The sequence below is a fragment of the Psychrobacter sp. TPE 89C genome (assembly GCF_055522395.1).
This window is the reverse complement of the sequence record NZ_JBVFXW010000022.1, coordinates 37,615-53,541: the sequence shown is the minus strand read 5'-3', so window position 1 is coordinate 53,541 and position 15,927 is coordinate 37,615. Positions and strand designations below refer to the sequence as shown.

15 protein-coding genes and 1 pseudogene are annotated in these 15,927 nt (G+C 41.7%); 14 read left to right on the top strand and 2 right to left on the bottom strand.

Features of this window, described 5'->3' with window-relative positions; all coding sequences use genetic code 11:
* Positions 1 to 123 precede the first annotated feature (123 nt).
* The gene (locus ACZW67_RS08360; RefSeq protein WP_465182882.1) at positions 124 to 1,437 is read left to right on the top strand and encodes a DUF3100 domain-containing protein; all 1,314 of its coding nucleotides are present in this window, start codon (positions 124 to 126) and stop codon (positions 1,435 to 1,437) included.
* Between the two features lie 179 nt (positions 1,438 to 1,616).
* Here ACZW67_RS08360 and ACZW67_RS08355 read toward each other — a convergent pair whose 3' ends face one another.
* Positions 1,617 to 2,291: a GntR family transcriptional regulator gene (locus tag ACZW67_RS08355; protein ID WP_197099927.1), complete on the bottom strand. Its 675-nt coding sequence runs from the start codon at positions 2,289 to 2,291 to the stop codon at positions 1,617 to 1,619.
* A 326-nt stretch (positions 2,292 to 2,617) separates the two neighbouring features.
* Between ACZW67_RS08355 and madL the strand changes: the two genes are divergently transcribed.
* From madL to ACZW67_RS08305, 10 genes are all read left to right on the top strand, one after another.
* The gene (gene madL / locus ACZW67_RS08350; protein ID WP_197131903.1) at positions 2,618 to 3,019 is read left to right on the top strand and encodes a malonate transporter subunit MadL; all 402 of its coding nucleotides are present in this window, start codon (positions 2,618 to 2,620) and stop codon (positions 3,017 to 3,019) included.
* A 78-nt stretch (positions 3,020 to 3,097) separates the two neighbouring features.
* Positions 3,098 to 3,856 (top strand): malonate transporter subunit MadM, encoded by a 759-nt coding sequence (madM, locus tag ACZW67_RS08345; protein WP_197131901.1) that lies wholly within the window; start codon positions 3,098 to 3,100, stop codon positions 3,854 to 3,856.
* Between the two features lie 21 nt (positions 3,857 to 3,877).
* Positions 3,878 to 5,533: a malonate decarboxylase subunit alpha gene (mdcA, locus tag ACZW67_RS08340; RefSeq protein WP_465182881.1), complete on the top strand. Its 1,656-nt coding sequence runs from the start codon at positions 3,878 to 3,880 to the stop codon at positions 5,531 to 5,533.
* Between the two features lie 22 nt (positions 5,534 to 5,555).
* Entirely contained in the window at positions 5,556 to 5,873 is a 318-nt protein-coding gene (mdcC, locus tag ACZW67_RS08335; protein WP_465182880.1) for a malonate decarboxylase acyl carrier protein, read from the top strand.
* Positions 5,866 to 6,753, top strand: a complete 888-nt coding sequence (locus ACZW67_RS08330; RefSeq protein WP_465182879.1) for a biotin-independent malonate decarboxylase subunit beta — start codon at positions 5,866 to 5,868, stop codon at positions 6,751 to 6,753. Before mdcC ends, ACZW67_RS08330 begins: the two co-directional genes overlap by 8 nt.
* Before the next feature lie 4 nt (positions 6,754 to 6,757).
* Positions 6,758 to 7,474, top strand: a complete 717-nt coding sequence (gene mdcE / locus ACZW67_RS08325; RefSeq protein ID WP_465182878.1) for a biotin-independent malonate decarboxylase subunit gamma — start codon at positions 6,758 to 6,760, stop codon at positions 7,472 to 7,474.
* Between the two features lie 31 nt (positions 7,475 to 7,505).
* Positions 7,506 to 8,231 (top strand): malonate decarboxylase holo-[acyl-carrier-protein] synthase, encoded by a 726-nt coding sequence (gene mdcG / locus ACZW67_RS08320; protein ID WP_465182877.1) that lies wholly within the window; start codon positions 7,506 to 7,508, stop codon positions 8,229 to 8,231.
* On the top strand, positions 8,158 to 9,045 hold the full coding sequence (gene mdcB / locus ACZW67_RS08315; RefSeq protein ID WP_465182876.1) for a triphosphoribosyl-dephospho-CoA synthase MdcB: 888 nt from the start codon (positions 8,158 to 8,160) through the stop codon (positions 9,043 to 9,045). Before mdcG ends, mdcB begins: the two co-directional genes overlap by 74 nt.
* Positions 9,023 to 9,931, top strand: a complete 909-nt coding sequence (gene mdcH, locus ACZW67_RS08310; protein ID WP_465182875.1) for a malonate decarboxylase subunit epsilon — start codon at positions 9,023 to 9,025, stop codon at positions 9,929 to 9,931. Before mdcB ends, mdcH begins: the two co-directional genes overlap by 23 nt.
* 126 nt (positions 9,932 to 10,057) lie before the next feature.
* On the top strand, positions 10,058 to 10,861 hold the full coding sequence (locus tag ACZW67_RS08305; protein WP_110924269.1) for a sulfite exporter TauE/SafE family protein: 804 nt from the start codon (positions 10,058 to 10,060) through the stop codon (positions 10,859 to 10,861).
* Between the two features lie 350 nt (positions 10,862 to 11,211).
* Here ACZW67_RS08305 and ACZW67_RS08300 read toward each other — a convergent pair whose 3' ends face one another.
* Positions 11,212 to 12,162, bottom strand: a complete 951-nt coding sequence (locus ACZW67_RS08300) for an EamA family transporter (protein WP_465182874.1) — start codon at positions 12,160 to 12,162, stop codon at positions 11,212 to 11,214.
* Positions 12,163 to 12,442: 280 nt separating this feature from the next.
* Here ACZW67_RS08300 and ACZW67_RS08295 point away from each other — a divergent pair, with 280 nt between their 5' ends.
* The 3 genes and pseudogenes from ACZW67_RS08295 to ACZW67_RS08285 all read left to right on the top strand — a co-directional run bounded on the left by ACZW67_RS08295 (position 12,443) and on the right by ACZW67_RS08285 (position 15,920).
* On the top strand, positions 12,443 to 13,624 hold the full coding sequence (locus ACZW67_RS08295; protein WP_465182873.1) for an alpha/beta fold hydrolase: 1,182 nt from the start codon (positions 12,443 to 12,445) through the stop codon (positions 13,622 to 13,624).
* 121 nt (positions 13,625 to 13,745) lie between these two features.
* On the top strand, positions 13,746 to 14,918 hold the full coding sequence (locus ACZW67_RS08290) for an L-lactate dehydrogenase (RefSeq protein WP_465182872.1): 1,173 nt from the start codon (positions 13,746 to 13,748) through the stop codon (positions 14,916 to 14,918).
* Positions 14,919 to 14,958: 40 nt separating this feature from the next.
* Positions 14,959 to 15,920 (top strand): annotated as a pseudogene (locus ACZW67_RS08285) (dihydrodipicolinate synthase family protein).
* Positions 15,921 to 15,927: the final 7 nt, after the last annotated feature.

Genomic DNA, 15,927 nt, shown 5'->3' with positions numbered 1-15,927 from the left:
ATAAAAACTCTTGATGGACAGTTGCTTCATAAAAAGCGTCTTCGTAAAAAATTTCTTCATAAAAAATCGCTTCGAAAGTTGAACGATTAAAATATACAGTAATCATATACAAAGAGAATTGATATGAATAATAATAGCGTGTTGTCACCGACAATGACAAAGCACCTACTTGATTGGAAGCTGCATTTATTGGTCATTGCTGTGTCATTACTGGCAGAATGGATCGGTATTATTAAGATTCCTATCGGCATTGGTATTTTGGTATTACTGCCTCTACTTTATGCTTTTATCTTTGCAATTCTACTCAACCCAAATGTCATTCCTTCTATGAAGGCGGTCATAACCAAAAAACGCGCCAAATTTGCCAGTTATGCAATTTTATTAAGCATCATGCCTTTCATTGCAAAGTTCGGTGTGGGTGTTGGCCCGAATATCGAAGAAATCATCGCAGCAGGTCCGGCATTACTATTACAAGAGCTGGGTAATGTAGCGACCGTGCTGATTGCACTACCGGTTGCGGTATTGGTCTTTGGTATGGGAAGAGAGGCTATCGGTGCAACACACTCGGTCGCTCGTGAGCCTAACGTGGCATTGATTGCTGATAAATATGGTCTTCAAAGCGCCGAAGGTATCGGTGTGATGGGCGTCTATGTAATGGGTACTTTGTTTGGTGCCATTTACTTTTCGTTGATGGCAGGCATCATTGCCTCTATGGACATCATGGATGTTCGAGCGCTCGCTATGGCTTGTGGTATTGGGAGTGGCAGTATGATGGGTGCGTGTTCTGCTGCGTTGGCAGAGACAGTGCCGGATCAAGCTGAGACCATTACAGCATTTGCAGCAACGTCTAACTTATTGACCTATGCTACCGGATTATTCGTTAGCTTATTTGTCGCGCTACCTTTTACAGAGTTTTTATATAAGGTCGTTAGCAAATTTAAAAAGAATACTGCAGACGCTACTACCGACACAGATTTCGGTGCGGTTATGGAAGAGCCTGCCGTATTGTCGATGGGACAAACATTTATCTTGCTAGCCGTGATATGTGTGGTGCTGCTACTCAGTAACTGGGTAGGGCAAGGCGTTGATCCAATCGATGGATTGCCTGCCATGCTGATTCTGTTTGCCTGCTGTGTGGTCGGCATATTACTCAAACACGTCATCCCTTTCAACGTACCTGCTATTGCGTGGATATCGATTGTGGCTATCCTTATATCCTTGCCACAGTTTCCGTTTAACGCCTATGTGTTGGAAGAGACTGCAAAAATGGGTGTGTTGCAATTACTGACACCTGTGCTTGCGTATGCTGGTTTTGCTATCTCGCAAATGGAAGTGGATCTGTTCAAAAAATCTGGATTTAAGATTGCAGTGGTTGCGATACTGACCTTTACAGGTACGTTCATCGGTTCGGCTATGATTGCACAAGTGATGCTGTAGTAAGTACTCACTTTTAGATCTGATATTGAATCGACTATAGAGTAATCGTTCAAACTAAAAAACCCGAGGATTTAATGAACTTAAATCTTCGGGTTTCTGTTATATGGATAATGAAAGTGGTTTTGAAATGATTTTGGCAGAAATGCAGTAGTCTCTTCCCAGAAAAGTTATGAAGTCGTCTAGTCTTTAGTATTATCAGGACCCATCGTTGCCACCAGGTCTGTAAACTTCTCTCCCTGAACTGACACATGCTCTTTGATCAAACGCTCAGCCAAATCTTCATCAGAATTAATAACGGCATCCACGATGCTTTGGTGCTCTTCAAAGGAATGCTGCATCCGATTGTTCACTCGCAGCTGTAGTCGTCTATAAGGGTGCAGTCGGTTATGTAAGTTGCTGGCTTGCTCTATCAGAAAACTGTTATGACTGAGTTGATATAGAAAAAAATGGAACTTTCTATTTGCTTCATAATAGCTTTCTGTATTCCCTTCCATCAAATACGCTTTACATTCATTATGCAGCGCCAATAGCTCAACTTTCTCTTCCTCATTGATTCTTCGAGCAGCCAACCGTCCACACATACCTTCAAGATACGCCATCACCTCAAACATCTCAAACAGCGTCACGATATTTAGTGTAGGGATAATTGCGCCTCTACGAGGGCGGATTTCTACCAAACCTTCAGATGCTAAAAGCTTTAGAGCCTCACGGATAGGTGTTCTTGACACCTCATATTTTTCACAAAGTTTTGCCTCGTCAAGTTTAGTACCAGGTGGAAGACGACCGTAAATAATTTCATCTTCTATCTTTTTACTAACTTGTACAGATAAAGGTAAGTCGTCAATTAAACTCATAAATTCTCCATTTGTATACAATAAGTGATTTAATAAATACAATATGGTTGCACTTTCAAACCAACTGTATTAGATTATATCAAACAAGTGGGTAGTACATGGTAGATCCTTACAAAGGTTTTGAGCTTTATCAAGGCTGATATTTTTTGTAAGGGGAGGGGGTAGATAGGGAAAGTTAAAGAACCTCAACAGGTATTACCCAGCGATAGTTATTCGTACTTGTGTCTATATCTGGTGTTATTAATTGAGGTTTCTATTTTAAACAGGCCGTGTATCAAGTTGGATACTACTAAAGCGGCTGTCATTCATATCCAAGGAAGGTTTTTATGATCATATATGGTACTGCTTTGCTAGCAGTTTGTTATCTACTCGGGGTCTTCCTCGGTGGGCTATTGGGACAAATATTAGGTGTCGATGCCAACGTCGGCGGTGTAGCAATCGCAATGATTCTATTAATTATTGGTAAAGAGCTGCTTGCCAAAAAAGGCATGCTGCCGAAATCCACGCAGTTTGGAATTTTGTATTGGGCAGGAATGTATATTCCTATCGTAGTCGCAATGGCAGCAGGCCAAAACGTTGTTGCTGCGTTATCTGGTGGAATGGTAGCAGCTGTTGTTTCTGTTATTGCGCTGACTGCCACTGTGTTCGTTGTACGTTGGCTTAATAACATAGCCAACGATTACGATACATTCACATGGGACGACGATAAAGAGGTAACTGTCGAATAGCTCTTATCTATAAATGAGAGCTATTAATAATATACGAAAAACTACGCAACTAATTAAAGCGCGAAATGGAGTAATTAAATGGACTTAATTATACAGACGCTCACTAAGAATGCCTTTGTCACTGCTATCGCAGTAACAGGCCTAGTGATGCTTTTCTCTCAAGTACTATCCAAATACCTAACTAAAGGCAAACTACAATCATCGGCGATTGCTATCACTCTTGGTTTGATTGCTGCTTACTTTGCAGGTCTATATACAACTGGCAGCAAAGGCATTTCTGATATTGAAATTTTCTCTGGATTCACCCTCTTAGGCGGAGCGATGCTTCGAGATCTTGCCATCTCATCCACTGCATTTGAGGTAGATGTTAAAGAACTAAAACGTGCTGGAAAAATTGGCGTTATTGCCTTGTTATTAGGCTGCGTTATCCCTTTCGTGGTAGGCGCTGGTGTCGCATGGACATTAGGTTATAGAGACGCTATTTCTATGACGACTATTGGTGCGGGTGCGATGACCTATATTGTGGGTCCAATTACAGGTACTGCTGTTGGTGCAAGCTCTGATGTGATTGCTTTGTCTATTGCGATTGGTTTAATCAAAGCCGTATTTTTTATGATTTCAACGCCATTGCTTGCTAAGTTTATGCAGCTTAAAAGTCCTCGTTCAGCCATGATTTTCGGCGGCTTAGTGGGTACGACGAGTGGTGTGGCAGCTGGGCTGGCAGGTACAGATGTAAGATTAGTTCCCTATGGCGCATTAGTGGCTACGTTCTACACAGGGCTAGGGTGTTTATTAGGGCCATCTATATTTTTCCTAACTTTAAATGCCATATTTTAATAAGTAGATAAAGGAAGTCTTATGAAAACGAATATCGAAGAAAAAACATGGGATATACAAAAAAAGCGACGGGCTACAAAGCTGAATGAAGCGAAGAATAAAGGCTTAGAAAAACTGGTACCGAGTAATAGAACGATTGAATTACTGGAAACGGTACTGGTTCCTGAAGATAAGGTCTGTATAGAAGGTAACAACCAAAAACAAGCTGACTTCTTATCGGAGTGTTTGTCTCAGTGTAATAATGAAGTACTGAATGATTTGCACATATTACAGTCGGTTTTAGCACTTCCGAGTCATATCGATATCTTTGAAAAAGGTATTGCGAGTAAGGTCGACTTTTCCTTTTCTGGTCCACAAGCATTAAGACTGGCAAAGCTGGTTCAGCAACAAAAAATTCAAATTGGCTCCATCCATACCTATCTAGAGTTATATGGTAGATATTTCATCGATTTAATACCAAACGTGTGCTTGATCACGGCACATTCTGCAGATGCAGAAGGCAACCTGTATACGGGCCCAAATACCGAAGATACGCCAGCAATTGTAGAAGCCACAGCATTCAAAAGCGGTATTGTCATTGCACAAGTGAATGAGCTAGTAGATAGCGTACCACGCGTTGATATTCCTGCGGACTGGGTGGATTTTTTCATTGTTGCACCTAGGCCCAACTATATAGAGCCTTTGTTTACACGTGACCCTGCTCAAATTACTGAAGTACAGATACTGATGGCAATGATGGTCATAAAAGGTATCTATGCACCTTATCAAATCAAACGCCTGAATCATGGTATCGGCTTTAATACAGCCGCCATTGAATTGCTGTTACCTACTTACGGGGCAGAATTAAATCTTAAAGGTAAAATTTGTACTAATTGGGCGCTCAATCCTCATCCGACTATGATTCCAGCAATAGAAAGCGGGTTTGTCGACAGCATTCATAGCTTTGGCTCAGAAGTAGGGATGGACGAATACATTCAAAGTCGCCCTGATGTGTTTTTTACGGGCAAAGACGGCAGTATGAGATCCAACCGTGCTTTTAGTCAAACGGCAGGTTTGTATGCTTGTGATTTATTTATAGGGGCAACTTTACAGATTGATTTACAAGGTAACAGTTCGACCGCGACGGTAGACCGCATTGCAGGTTTTGGTGGCGCTCCTAATATGGGGTCAGATCCACATGGACGTAGACATTCTAGCTATGCATATCTCAAAGCAGGTCAAGAAGCGACAGACGGACGCGTGGTAAAAGGTCGGAAGCTAGTGGTGCAGATGGTAGAAACTTACCGTGAGCATATGGATTCTGTCTTTGTTGAAGAGCTTGATGCATGGCAACTACAAGAAAAGATGGGAAGTGACTTTCCACCCATTATGATCTATGGCGATGATGTCACGCATATCGTGACTGAAGAAGGGATTGCAAACTTACTATTGTGCCGCACTCCAGAAGAGAGAGAGCAAGCGATTCGCGGCGTAGCGGGTTACACACCTATCGGTATGCAACGAGATCATGAAAAGGTCAAAGAATTAAGACAGCGTGGGATTATCCAAAGACCAGAGGATATTGGCGTAGATGCTTCAAAAGCGACGAGAGATCTATTGGCAGCCAAATCTGTCAAAGATTTAGTGAAGTGGTCCAATGGTACTTACTCTCCACCAAGCCGTTTTAGAAACTGGTAAAAATAATACTAAGGATATAACTATGAATGTACTTAATTTCGACTTCATTTCACAACCTATCGAAAATATCAGAAAAGAAGTTATTTGCGGTGTGGTTGGGTCAGGCAACTTAGAAGTATTAGTAACACCGCTAGCGAATAATGAAAGTAGTAAATTCATTATTGATACGTCAGTCGCAGGCTTTGATCATATTTGGGAGACTGTGTTACAGGATTTCTCTAGTCGTTATGCCGTAGGCGGATTGGAGTTTAAGGTCAATGACATGGGCGCGACTCCCGCAGTAGTGAGTCTACGCTTAAGCCAAGCGATTAATATCTTAGAGGAAGAATCACATGGATAATTCACATATTCAACAAAGCTTTTATGAAAAGACGGCACGTAATCGAATCGCCAGTATTGTTGATAAGAACAGTTTTCAAGAAGTTCTTAAGCCCGGTAGCATCCCTGTGAGTCCTAATCTTGCCTCGTTAGATATTGTAGGCAGTTTCGATGATGGTGTCATTATTGGGCAGGCAAAAATTCAAGATGAGCCAATATACATGATTGCTCAAGAAGGCAAATTCATGGGTGGTGCTGTAGGGGAAATACATGGGGCAAAAATTGTCGGCATGTTACTCAAAGCTATTCAAGAAAAGCCTAAAGCCATCATATTTTTGGTTGATTCAGGTGGTGTTCGCCTTCACGAGGCAAATGCTGGTTTGATTACGATTTCTGAGATTATGCGTGCGATGTTAAAGGTTCGCAATGCGGGCATTCCTATTATTACCGTCATCGGTGGTACGAATGGTGCCTTCGGTGGTATGGGTATATGTGCGTGTCTAAGTACACATGTCATTATGACAGAGGAGGGGCGTCTGGCTCTTTCAGGGCCTGAAGTGATTGAAACCATTAAAGGTGTAGAAGAGTTTGATTCTAAAGACAGAGCTTTAGTATGGCGAGTGACAGGTGGTAAGACACGTTATTTGCTCAATCATGTCGAATTTTTGGTAGAAGACGATGTAAATGATATTACTCAAGGGATTGTTGAGGCTCTGCAGCAGCCTGCTATTGATTTGGACTTAGCGTATTTACAGCAACAGCAAGCCTCATTGCAAAGCCAATATGATAAATGGTTTGGTGAAAAAGACAGCATACCAATTTGGCAGTCGATGAATATAGACAACCCTGAATCTATTTCCATGCTTAGCGCTCAACAGATTAGAGCTATTAAAAAAGGATAATATCATGCAAACGAAAACAATTTTAGAAGCGTTGTTTCCTAACGAGCTTGAGTATCACATTGAGCATTCAATGATACGAGGTAGTGCAGAAACCAAAATGGGCAAGGTTGAAATCATTGGTACCGTTGATTCCGCTGCTATGAACCAACTGATTGCAATGACGCTCGCCAATGAGATATTAGATGTCATAGCCCAAGGTAAAAAAACGCCTATCGTATTTATCGTAGATACGATGGGGCAAGACTCATCGAGAGCTGACGAGCTGTTATGTCTCAATAGAACGTTTGCTCATCTGGCATCTTGTGTTGATCTGCTCAAACGCAGCGGTCATCCAAATTTAGCCATTGTTTTGGGTGAGGCGGTCAGTGGTGGATTCTTGTCTTATGGTCTCATGGCAAATCAAGTATTTGCTATGCAATCCAGCCAAGTGAAAGTGATGGATTTAAATGCGATGTCGAGGGTGACTAAGATACCGTTAGATAAGCTGAAGTCGTTATCACAGACATCAGCCATTTTTGCCCCAGGTGTAGAGAACTACTATGCAATGGGCGCCGTTAATGATATCTGGAAAGTGCTTGATGAACATTTGGTCGAAAACGCTCTTGAATCCCAACTGACACATATTGATGATTTTCTTATAGATAATCGCCGGCAAGTGGCAGAAGAAAGAAAAGGGCGTTTGTTATGCAATGATATTGTTCAGTCGGTTTTGACCGCTTAATATTACACAGGTCTTTATAGAGGTGAGATGTATGCAACGTCATGATTTAGTTTACTTACAGGCCCATGAGCCATATGACTTTATGAATGCATCTCTACCTTTATCGGTGACCATGGCTGTTGATAAGATGATTGAGTCTCAACAACCACTGACGGCTTGTAGACAAGATATAAGCGATGTCATCAAGGTTGCGACCAGTTATATAGAGGACGGTCGTAAATATCGATTGGCACTAACGCTATCTACAACTCCTGACGTTATCAAGCCACCTTTAGCGCTTGAGGCTTTAATACCTCAGTTACCGAAAGCGATTCAAAAACCTACTCAACAATTTATCGAACGCTGTGCTGATTTAAATTGCGATGTGCGTGTCTATGGCTCCTTTGCCAATCAATACTTTACGGGTTTGCCTTTTGTGAAACCAACATCAGATTTGGATATTTTAATCGTTGCACACAGCAATAATATTGCACAAATATTATTAGCAGTGGGAGCCTTTAACCTGCTTGCGCAATCTGCCGTGGGTTTAAAGATAGATGGGGAGATAAGATTACATGGATGTAACGACGTATCTTTTAATGAGCTAATCTACGCCATTATGTTTGATGTCCCAACCGTTTTAGTAAAAACCCTTTGTGATATCAAACTTCAAAAAATAGACGTATTACTAGGATGGAATACTGATGAATTTGAACACTTTATTAGATCGAACAAACAAGCCTTTATTGCCCACACAGGCAGTCTGGCAGCAGATTGATGAATTAGCATGTGAAGCTTTATATGATGAATTAAGTCTGGAGAATAAACCAGGATTGGTCTGTCCGTCTAGCAATGGCAGCCATACAGATATGAACCACCTTACCTTTATTAATAGTATCACTTCTTTGAAAGGGTATTTTTCTACGTTAAGTCAGTTTGGCCATGATGACAGACCATTTGATGATTTAAAAAATATGGGAATTTATCAAGAAGCAAAAATGAGAGAGGCGACCAAAAATATTAATACTCATAAGGGTGCAATATTTAATTTAGGTTTTGTCTGTGCAGCGATTGGTAGATGTATACAAGCAGAAATACCATTAACCGCTAAGAATATCTGTGAGCAACTTGTGGATCGGTGGCAGTTTGATTTAACGACTAGTCTGCAGCGTGAGCCAGATAGCCACGGTCAAAAAATGTTTAAGAAGCACGGCATAACTGGTGCTATTGAGATGGTTTCTAATGGCTTTGAGATTATTTTAACTGACGTTTTGCCATGCTTCTATGACACTATCTATAGCACTCGAGATTTTGAAAAAGCCAGTATGCAGTCATTAATGACACTGATATCCGTATTGTCAGATACTAATATCGTGTGGCGAGGCGGAATAAAAGACTTAGAAAATGCGCAATCGTTGGCGAAACAGTTTTTGCAAGCAGGGGGCGTACATCAATCAGATTGGCGCCAAAAAGTAAGTAATATCAATCAGTATTTTATTCATAATAACCTCAGCCCAGGTGGTAGTGCTGATCTATTGGCCGTCACGATATTTTTTTATAAGGTGGAAAATGAATTTAATTATCCTATTTAGTGGGCAAGGCCTACAAAGCCAAAAGCACGTGAATGAAATACTGACCTATACCTCGGAGCACGAGCGAGCGATTCTAAGTGCTATGGCACCAGAGCTCTTCGATAAAAATTCTGATAGTGATAAATTATTTGATAACAAAGTTGCACAACCGTTTATTTATACTTTGCAATATTATCGATGGCATCAGCTACGTCAATTGATTGCAGCACCAACGGCTTTTGCTGGGTATTCTTTGGGAGAGGCAAGTGCCTTTTGTTGTAGTAGCCAACTCACATTTGAGGACGGGTTAGATTTAGTTAGTAAAAGAGCCAACCTCATGCAGCAAGAAGTGACAGAGTCTAGCGGGTTATTAGCAATTAAAGGTGTGCCTGATAGTAAGCTGAATCAATTGCTTGAAGAAAGTAAAACCTATCTATCTATCAAGATTAATAGAGACCAATTCATTATAGGGGGTCACAAAAAAAATCTTGAACAGGCTACACAAATTGCCCAGACATTGGGTGCGCAAAATGTACAACTGCTAAATGTATCAGTGCCGTCGCACACGGTAATGATGCAGGGTGCGTCGGCGAAGTTCCGTAAATATACAGAGTCATTAGCTTTATCTGCTATGACAACACCGATTGTTAGTGCAACTGAAGGTATAAGGTACAGTGAGACAAATCAAGGTTTAGATATCTTGTCACGTCAAATAGATCATGCATTAGATTGGTACTGCTGTATGGAAAGTATTGAAGAATATCAGCCGAGCATGGTGATAGAGATAGGCCCGGGAAATGCTTTGTCCAGAATGGTAAATAACTTGCTACCGCATGTACCTTGTAGGAGTTGGGATGATTTTCGTAACTTAGATGGATTAAAAGACTGGATAGAAAGAAATCGTTAATGTGCTAGCCGTAAATTTTAGAATACAGAGCCAGATATCTGGTTTTTAGAATATTGTTAATAAAGCTATCAGGTCAAAGTAAATCTTAATGATTTACTTTGACCATAATCAAAAGGTAGGATCTAGATGTTATATGTGTGGTTTATTATTGCAGGGGCATTCGCAGGCGTTAGCGCTGGCTTGTTTGGTGTGGGCGGCGGCATGATTATTGTCCCAGTACTCGTATGGATTTTTACGGCGTATAATTTTCCTCCTGAAGTTATTACTCATCTAGCGATTGGTACTTCTCTTGCGACGATTGTTGTGACCTCTATCAGCTCACTAACGGCTCATAATAAACGTGGTGGTATACGCTGGGAGGTCTGGCGTCATATGGCCTTGGGTCTAGTTATTGGCAGTCTGGTTGGCGCAGGCATTGCTGATATGATTGAAGGTCAGATGCTACAAATTATTATTGGTATTGGTGCATTACTAATGGCGCTAAAAATGTTGTTCTTCTCTAATCAAGAGTCAGTAGAGAAGCCATTACCACCTGCTAGTGTACAGTTTGGGGCGGGTACCGGTATTGGTATGGCATCGTCTATTTTTGGTATTGGCGGTGGTAGTTTGACCGTTCCATTTTTAAATTGGGCAGGCTTGCCAATGAAGCAGTCAGTTGGGACTTCCGCTGCCTGTGGTTTACCGATTGCTTTAGCTGGTGCGGTAGGCTTTGCATGGTTTGGTCAAGACGTGGCCAACCTTCCTGAAGGTACAATAGGCTTTGTGCATATTAGTGGCTTCTTATGTATTTCGGTGGCGAGCTTTGCGATGGCAAAAGTTGGTGCAAAGCTTGCCCATGTATTACCGGCCTTGATGCTTAAGCGTGCCTTTGGCCTATTATTGTTAGTGGCTGGTGGACAGTTACTGTTAAGTGGTATTGGCATATTGTAGGTGGTTTATAAGACGGCTATTAATCCAATAAGAATCATAGCAATGGATTAAGCGTCTATGTAGGCTATCCATTGAAAGCCAATTTAATAAGTAAAAGTATAATAGACAGTTCAATTAGGAGAACTGACAAGAATTTTTCTATTATTAAAAAAATGTGAATGGCGTTTCAATCACATAGACCAAAAAAGCCATTCACATCAATCAAGCAGAGATGAAATTATTACTAAGATACCTATTTGAGGCATTGCCAAAGCTCTTACCTTTTTTAAACACCCTAACAACCTGGACCAACCTTCATCCTCACGTTGAGCTAATATATCAGCAATTTTGGCTAACGGCTTGCTACCGCTTTATACCGATTGAAGCTTCCTTTTTAGCTTTATATTTGCCAATAACAAACCCGACAAGATCAGTATCATTGCCAGCATCTTCCACCATGTCACCACTTCCCCTGTGAGCAGCACTGACGTTGTCATACCGAATACGGGTACTAATAGAGCAAACGGCATAACTTTAGAGGCTGTGTTTTGGCTAAGTAGATGTGCCCACAGTCCAAAACCAATCAAGGTTGAGATATACACGATAAACCCAAGTGATAACCATGACTTGAGCGAGGCGTCTGTAAATGTCGCCAACTGCCATGCGTCAGTCTCAAATATGAGAGAAGACAGCGTCAAGATTACACAAGCAATTAGACCACCCCATACCACTAGTGCTAGCGCAGATAATGCAGACGCTTTGTTTTTACCAGTGGTAGGCGAGATGTTAGACACGCTTGATTCATGCTGCGCGGACTTTAAGGTTGCTTGAGCCGATGCTTGCTTTGATGCGATATTGCCAAAGCTCCAGCCTATTGCCGCAATCAATATACAGACAAATCCAGCCAATGGCATATCACCGCCAAGGTTTAGCGCAATCACCCCCAATCCTAGTACGCCAACTATCATACCGATGATTTGCATGCGATTTACTGCCTCACCCAGCATGACACATGCTAGCAGCACGGTGATAAAAATCTGAATTTGTAGCAATAGCGCCGTCAATCCTGCCGACGCACCCAAATGCATAGCAGTAAATACAAAAGCATATTGCATGACAAACGTACCGATGGCATAGATAAATAACGTACGGTTAAATTTAGGTGGCTTAAGAAAAAACACCAGTGGTATAGCGGTAAAGAAAAAACGTAGGGCCGTGAGCATCAGTGGAGGAAAGCTGTCGAGCCCCCACGCAATAAAGGTAAAGTTCACACCCCAAATAAAGGTAACCAGTACAGCTAATGCAGTATATAAAGGGGTCATATAATTGGCCTAAAAAATGATGACTGGTTATTAGAATTATATTCGAGAACATATCATCAGCCATTCTATCACTAGGAACATTGGCAAATTAGCTAAGCGTAAAAATATAACGCATAGGCTTATTTTCAAATATTAAATTTATTTATCTCTCATTTATTGAGGAATTGTCGTGTGCGCGACAAACTTCTAAGCGCTGTTATGAAACTATAGTCTGTAAGCAAGGAATGTCTTCGACGACAAACCTTAACTTATCACTAAATGAATTAATCAGGGATGAATGATGAATAGTAATCAAAATGCTTATGGTACCGATACGCTTGATCCAAAAATCAGATCGCGTTTTATTGATAACAATAACGGCTTGAATGTTCATATTTTAGAAGCAGGGTTTGAAGAAGCGGAGTCTGAGAAAGGAAGCCGACCAGTCGTGCTGCTTTTGCATGGTCATCCAGAGCTGGCCTATAGCTGGCGCAAGCAGCTGGTGCCTTTGGCTGACCAAGGCTTTCATGTGATTGCGCCTGACTTACGCGGTAGTGGAAGAACGACAGGGTGGGAGACAGGTTTCGACTGTAATCTTGACCAGTTTAGTTTATACAATAACGTGCAAGACATGATTGGGCTGGTATATGCATTAGGCTATAAATCAGTCGCTGCCGTTGCAGGCCATGACTTTGGTTCTCCTGCGGCAGCTTTATGTAGTTTTATCCGTCCTGATATTTTCAAGTCTCTAATCATCATGAGTACGCCTTGGCCAGGCACGCCGCAATTTCCATTTAATTCAGCCAATCTACCAAAAGATGCCACAAACTATGATCCAACCTTGACCAAAAGTATGGAAGAGCAACTAGGCTCTTTAGTACCACCCCGCAAACACTATCAGATGTATTTTGCCTCACCTCATGCTAACGATGAAATTATGAATGCACCTCAGGGAATTCATGATTTTATGCGGGCATACAATCATGCCAAGAGTGGCGATTGGCAAGAGAACAATCCGCACAATCTACAAGCTAAAACGCTTGAAGCGTTTTCTAAAATTCCAAAATACTATGTGATGGATCTGGATAAAAGCATGCCTGAGCAAGTCATGGAGTTTATGCCAACCCAAGCGCAAATAGATGCCTGTGAATGGTTACCTGATAACGAGCTAAAAGTGTTCTCTGACGAATTCACCCGCACGCAATTCCAAGGCACTATGAATTCTTATCGCTGTGCCACCAATCCAAAATATTTCCATGCGATAAAAACCTTCAGCGGTAAATCTATAGATGTGCCCGTGGTATTTATAGCAGGTGAAAAAGACTGGGGGCCGTATCAAAGTTATGGCAACTTTGAAGCGATGAAGGCGAGTATCGCACAGCTAGAGATTCACTTTGTAAAAGGCGCAGGACACTGGGTGCAACAAGAGCAGCCAAAAGCGGTGAATGACATCATGATTAAATTTCTCAAAGATAAAAAATAACAGCGCAAGTACTTGGCATTGCAGTTCATTATTTGAATCTGCAATGCTCACTTAGTGGCTGATTTTAAAGATAGTTGATTTTAAAGATGGCTGACTTTAGAGGTAGCTTGGGAGAAAAACAATGAGTAAATATGATGTCGTGGCTGTTACGACCAATGATTATAAAAGACAGGCCAAACAGCGCTTGCCCAATTTTTTGTTCGATTACATAGAGGGCGGCGCAAATGCTGAGCAAACATTGCAAGCGAATACAGCAGATTTTAAAAGATATACGCTAAGACAGCGAGTCATGCGAGACGTGTCTGCTGTCGATACGTCGACTTCTCTTTTTGGAGAGTCTCTGTCTATGCCGTTGGCACTAGCACCTGTCGGCATGGCTGGACTGTTTGCAAGGCGCGGAGAAGTGCAGGCGGCGAGGGCAGCAGAAAAGAATGGCATACCATTTACGCTGTCTACCGTAGCGATATGTTCGTCTGAAGAAGTAAAAAGTGCGACCAATCAGCCTTTTTGGTTTCAGCTATATATGCTGCGTGATAGGGCACTTGTGCTAGATATGTTGCATCGTGCTGCTGCATCAGGGTGTAAAACGCTGGTATTTACGGTTGATTTGGCGCTGCCTGGCATGCGATTAAGAGACTATCGAAATGGCATGTTAGGCGGTTCTACAAAAGGAAAAATGTCTTATCTAACGCAGTTATTCATGCGGCCAGGATGGCTGCTAGATATTGGCATTTTGGGAAAACCACATAGTTTAGGCAATCTGAAACACAAAGTTGAGAGTGCAAGTGACCTTGATCGATACAAAGCGTTTGTAGAAAGCCAGTTTGATCCAAGCGCCACATGGAAAGATATTGCATGGCTTCGCAATAACTGGAGTGGCAATATTATTATCAAAGGCATCATGGATGCAGATGATGCGAAAGCAGCGGTCGATGCAGGTGCAGATGGCATTGTTGTCTCCAATCATGGTGGCCGTCAGCTAGATGGTGTCTCGTCTACCATTGATAAATTGCCGAGCATAGCGAACAGCGTCGGGCAGCAAACCAAAGTTTTATTGGATGGTGGCATACACAATGGTGTCGATGTCGTGAAGGCCATAGCACTTGGGGCAGACAGTGTCTTGATAGGGCGCTCTTGGGTATATGCCATGGCAGCTCAAGGAGAGGCTGGCGTGAACAAGCTGTTGGCTCTCTATCAGCAGGAGATAGCTGCAACGATGGGATTGATGGGGGTAAGTCGTATCGAAGAGCTCAATAGTGATGTCATCGAGCGATTCAATCAACCAATCACTTAATAATCCGCTCAGTTAAATACCCTCTATCTGGAGAAGCCACATGACTTGCATGACTACTAAGACCATGACACATGGCATATATCCCGTTGTTCATAAGCCATTACATGAAGATGAAAGTATTGATTTTGATGGTTTAAAAGCGTGCTTAGAGTATTACAATCAAACAGATTTACCGGGCATTATTTTGCTTGGAAGCGGTGGAGAGTTGCCTTATTTTTCAGACAGTGAGCAATATGAGATTATTAAGGCAGCTTTTAATTATCTAGACGGTAGCAGGGTGATTATTGCTGGTGTTCATGCGTATAGCAGTACGCAGGCGATAGAAAAAATAGCCTCATATAGCACTTACGTTGACTACATATTGTTATTGGTTCCTGATTATTATCAAAGCACTTTTGAAGATTATCTGCAAACACTAGAATGCATTGCGCAACACCTATCTTGTTTTACTATTTCCCGCAAATCACCCAAAAGTCATTTACGTCAGATCAGTTGATTGCCATTCTTTCAATTGACAATATTATTGGTATCAAAGACAGCTCTGTACATATTCCAACGGCCAAACGCATCTTGTCTGATGTACCTGACACACTCTATTTTAGCGGGCTTAGCTTGTTATTAGAGCCTTTAATAAAGCTAGGCGCAGTAGGTGCGATTTGTCCTATTGCCTCGGTACTGCCACAGCAAGCACATGAGTATTTTTGTGCCATTAAAAACAGCGATAAAAATTTCACAAAATACAGAGCACCATTGAAGCGTATGTTGCCGATTGTGAATACATTAAATCTATCGGAAAAAACCCAGTATCTGGCGTTAAGTCTGCTTAGTGCTAGCCCAGTGAAGCTGATAAAAAATGTGACCAGCTCTCACGCTAAAATCAAAGAAGCTCTAAGATTTAAGGGCTTGCCTATCCAAAGAACGGTCAGAGCACCTTTACCAAGTCTATCTGACACAGAAGCCGAAAAAATTGCGCTAATTATGGATGATTTAGCATCGCTTTAATCGACTG

Excerpts from the sequence above, each read along its gene's own strand:
- ACZW67_RS08360 (WP_465182882.1), top strand. The coding sequence starts at position 124 with ATGAATAATAATAGCGTGTTGTCACCGACAATGACAAAGCACCTACTT.
- ACZW67_RS08355 (WP_197099927.1), bottom strand. The coding sequence starts at position 2,291 with ATGAGTTTAATTGACGACTTACCTTTATCTGTACAAGTTAGTAAAAAG.
- madL (WP_197131903.1), top strand. The coding sequence starts at position 2,618 with ATGATCATATATGGTACTGCTTTGCTAGCAGTTTGTTATCTACTCGGG.
- madM (WP_197131901.1), top strand. The coding sequence starts at position 3,098 with ATGGACTTAATTATACAGACGCTCACTAAGAATGCCTTTGTCACTGCT.
- mdcA (WP_465182881.1), top strand. The coding sequence starts at position 3,878 with ATGAAAACGAATATCGAAGAAAAAACATGGGATATACAAAAAAAGCGA.
- mdcC (WP_465182880.1), top strand. The coding sequence starts at position 5,556 with ATGAATGTACTTAATTTCGACTTCATTTCACAACCTATCGAAAATATC.
- ACZW67_RS08330 (WP_465182879.1), top strand. The coding sequence starts at position 5,866 with ATGGATAATTCACATATTCAACAAAGCTTTTATGAAAAGACGGCACGT.
- mdcE (WP_465182878.1), top strand. The coding sequence starts at position 6,758 with ATGCAAACGAAAACAATTTTAGAAGCGTTGTTTCCTAACGAGCTTGAG.
- mdcG (WP_465182877.1), top strand. The coding sequence starts at position 7,506 with ATGCAACGTCATGATTTAGTTTACTTACAGGCCCATGAGCCATATGAC.
- mdcB (WP_465182876.1), top strand. The coding sequence starts at position 8,158 with ATGAATTTGAACACTTTATTAGATCGAACAAACAAGCCTTTATTGCCC.
- mdcH (WP_465182875.1), top strand. The coding sequence starts at position 9,023 with ATGAATTTAATTATCCTATTTAGTGGGCAAGGCCTACAAAGCCAAAAG.
- ACZW67_RS08305 (WP_110924269.1), top strand. The coding sequence starts at position 10,058 with ATGTTATATGTGTGGTTTATTATTGCAGGGGCATTCGCAGGCGTTAGC.
- ACZW67_RS08300 (WP_465182874.1), bottom strand. The coding sequence starts at position 12,162 with ATGACCCCTTTATATACTGCATTAGCTGTACTGGTTACCTTTATTTGG.
- ACZW67_RS08295 (WP_465182873.1), top strand. The coding sequence starts at position 12,443 with ATGAATAGTAATCAAAATGCTTATGGTACCGATACGCTTGATCCAAAA.
- ACZW67_RS08290 (WP_465182872.1), top strand. The coding sequence starts at position 13,746 with ATGAGTAAATATGATGTCGTGGCTGTTACGACCAATGATTATAAAAGA.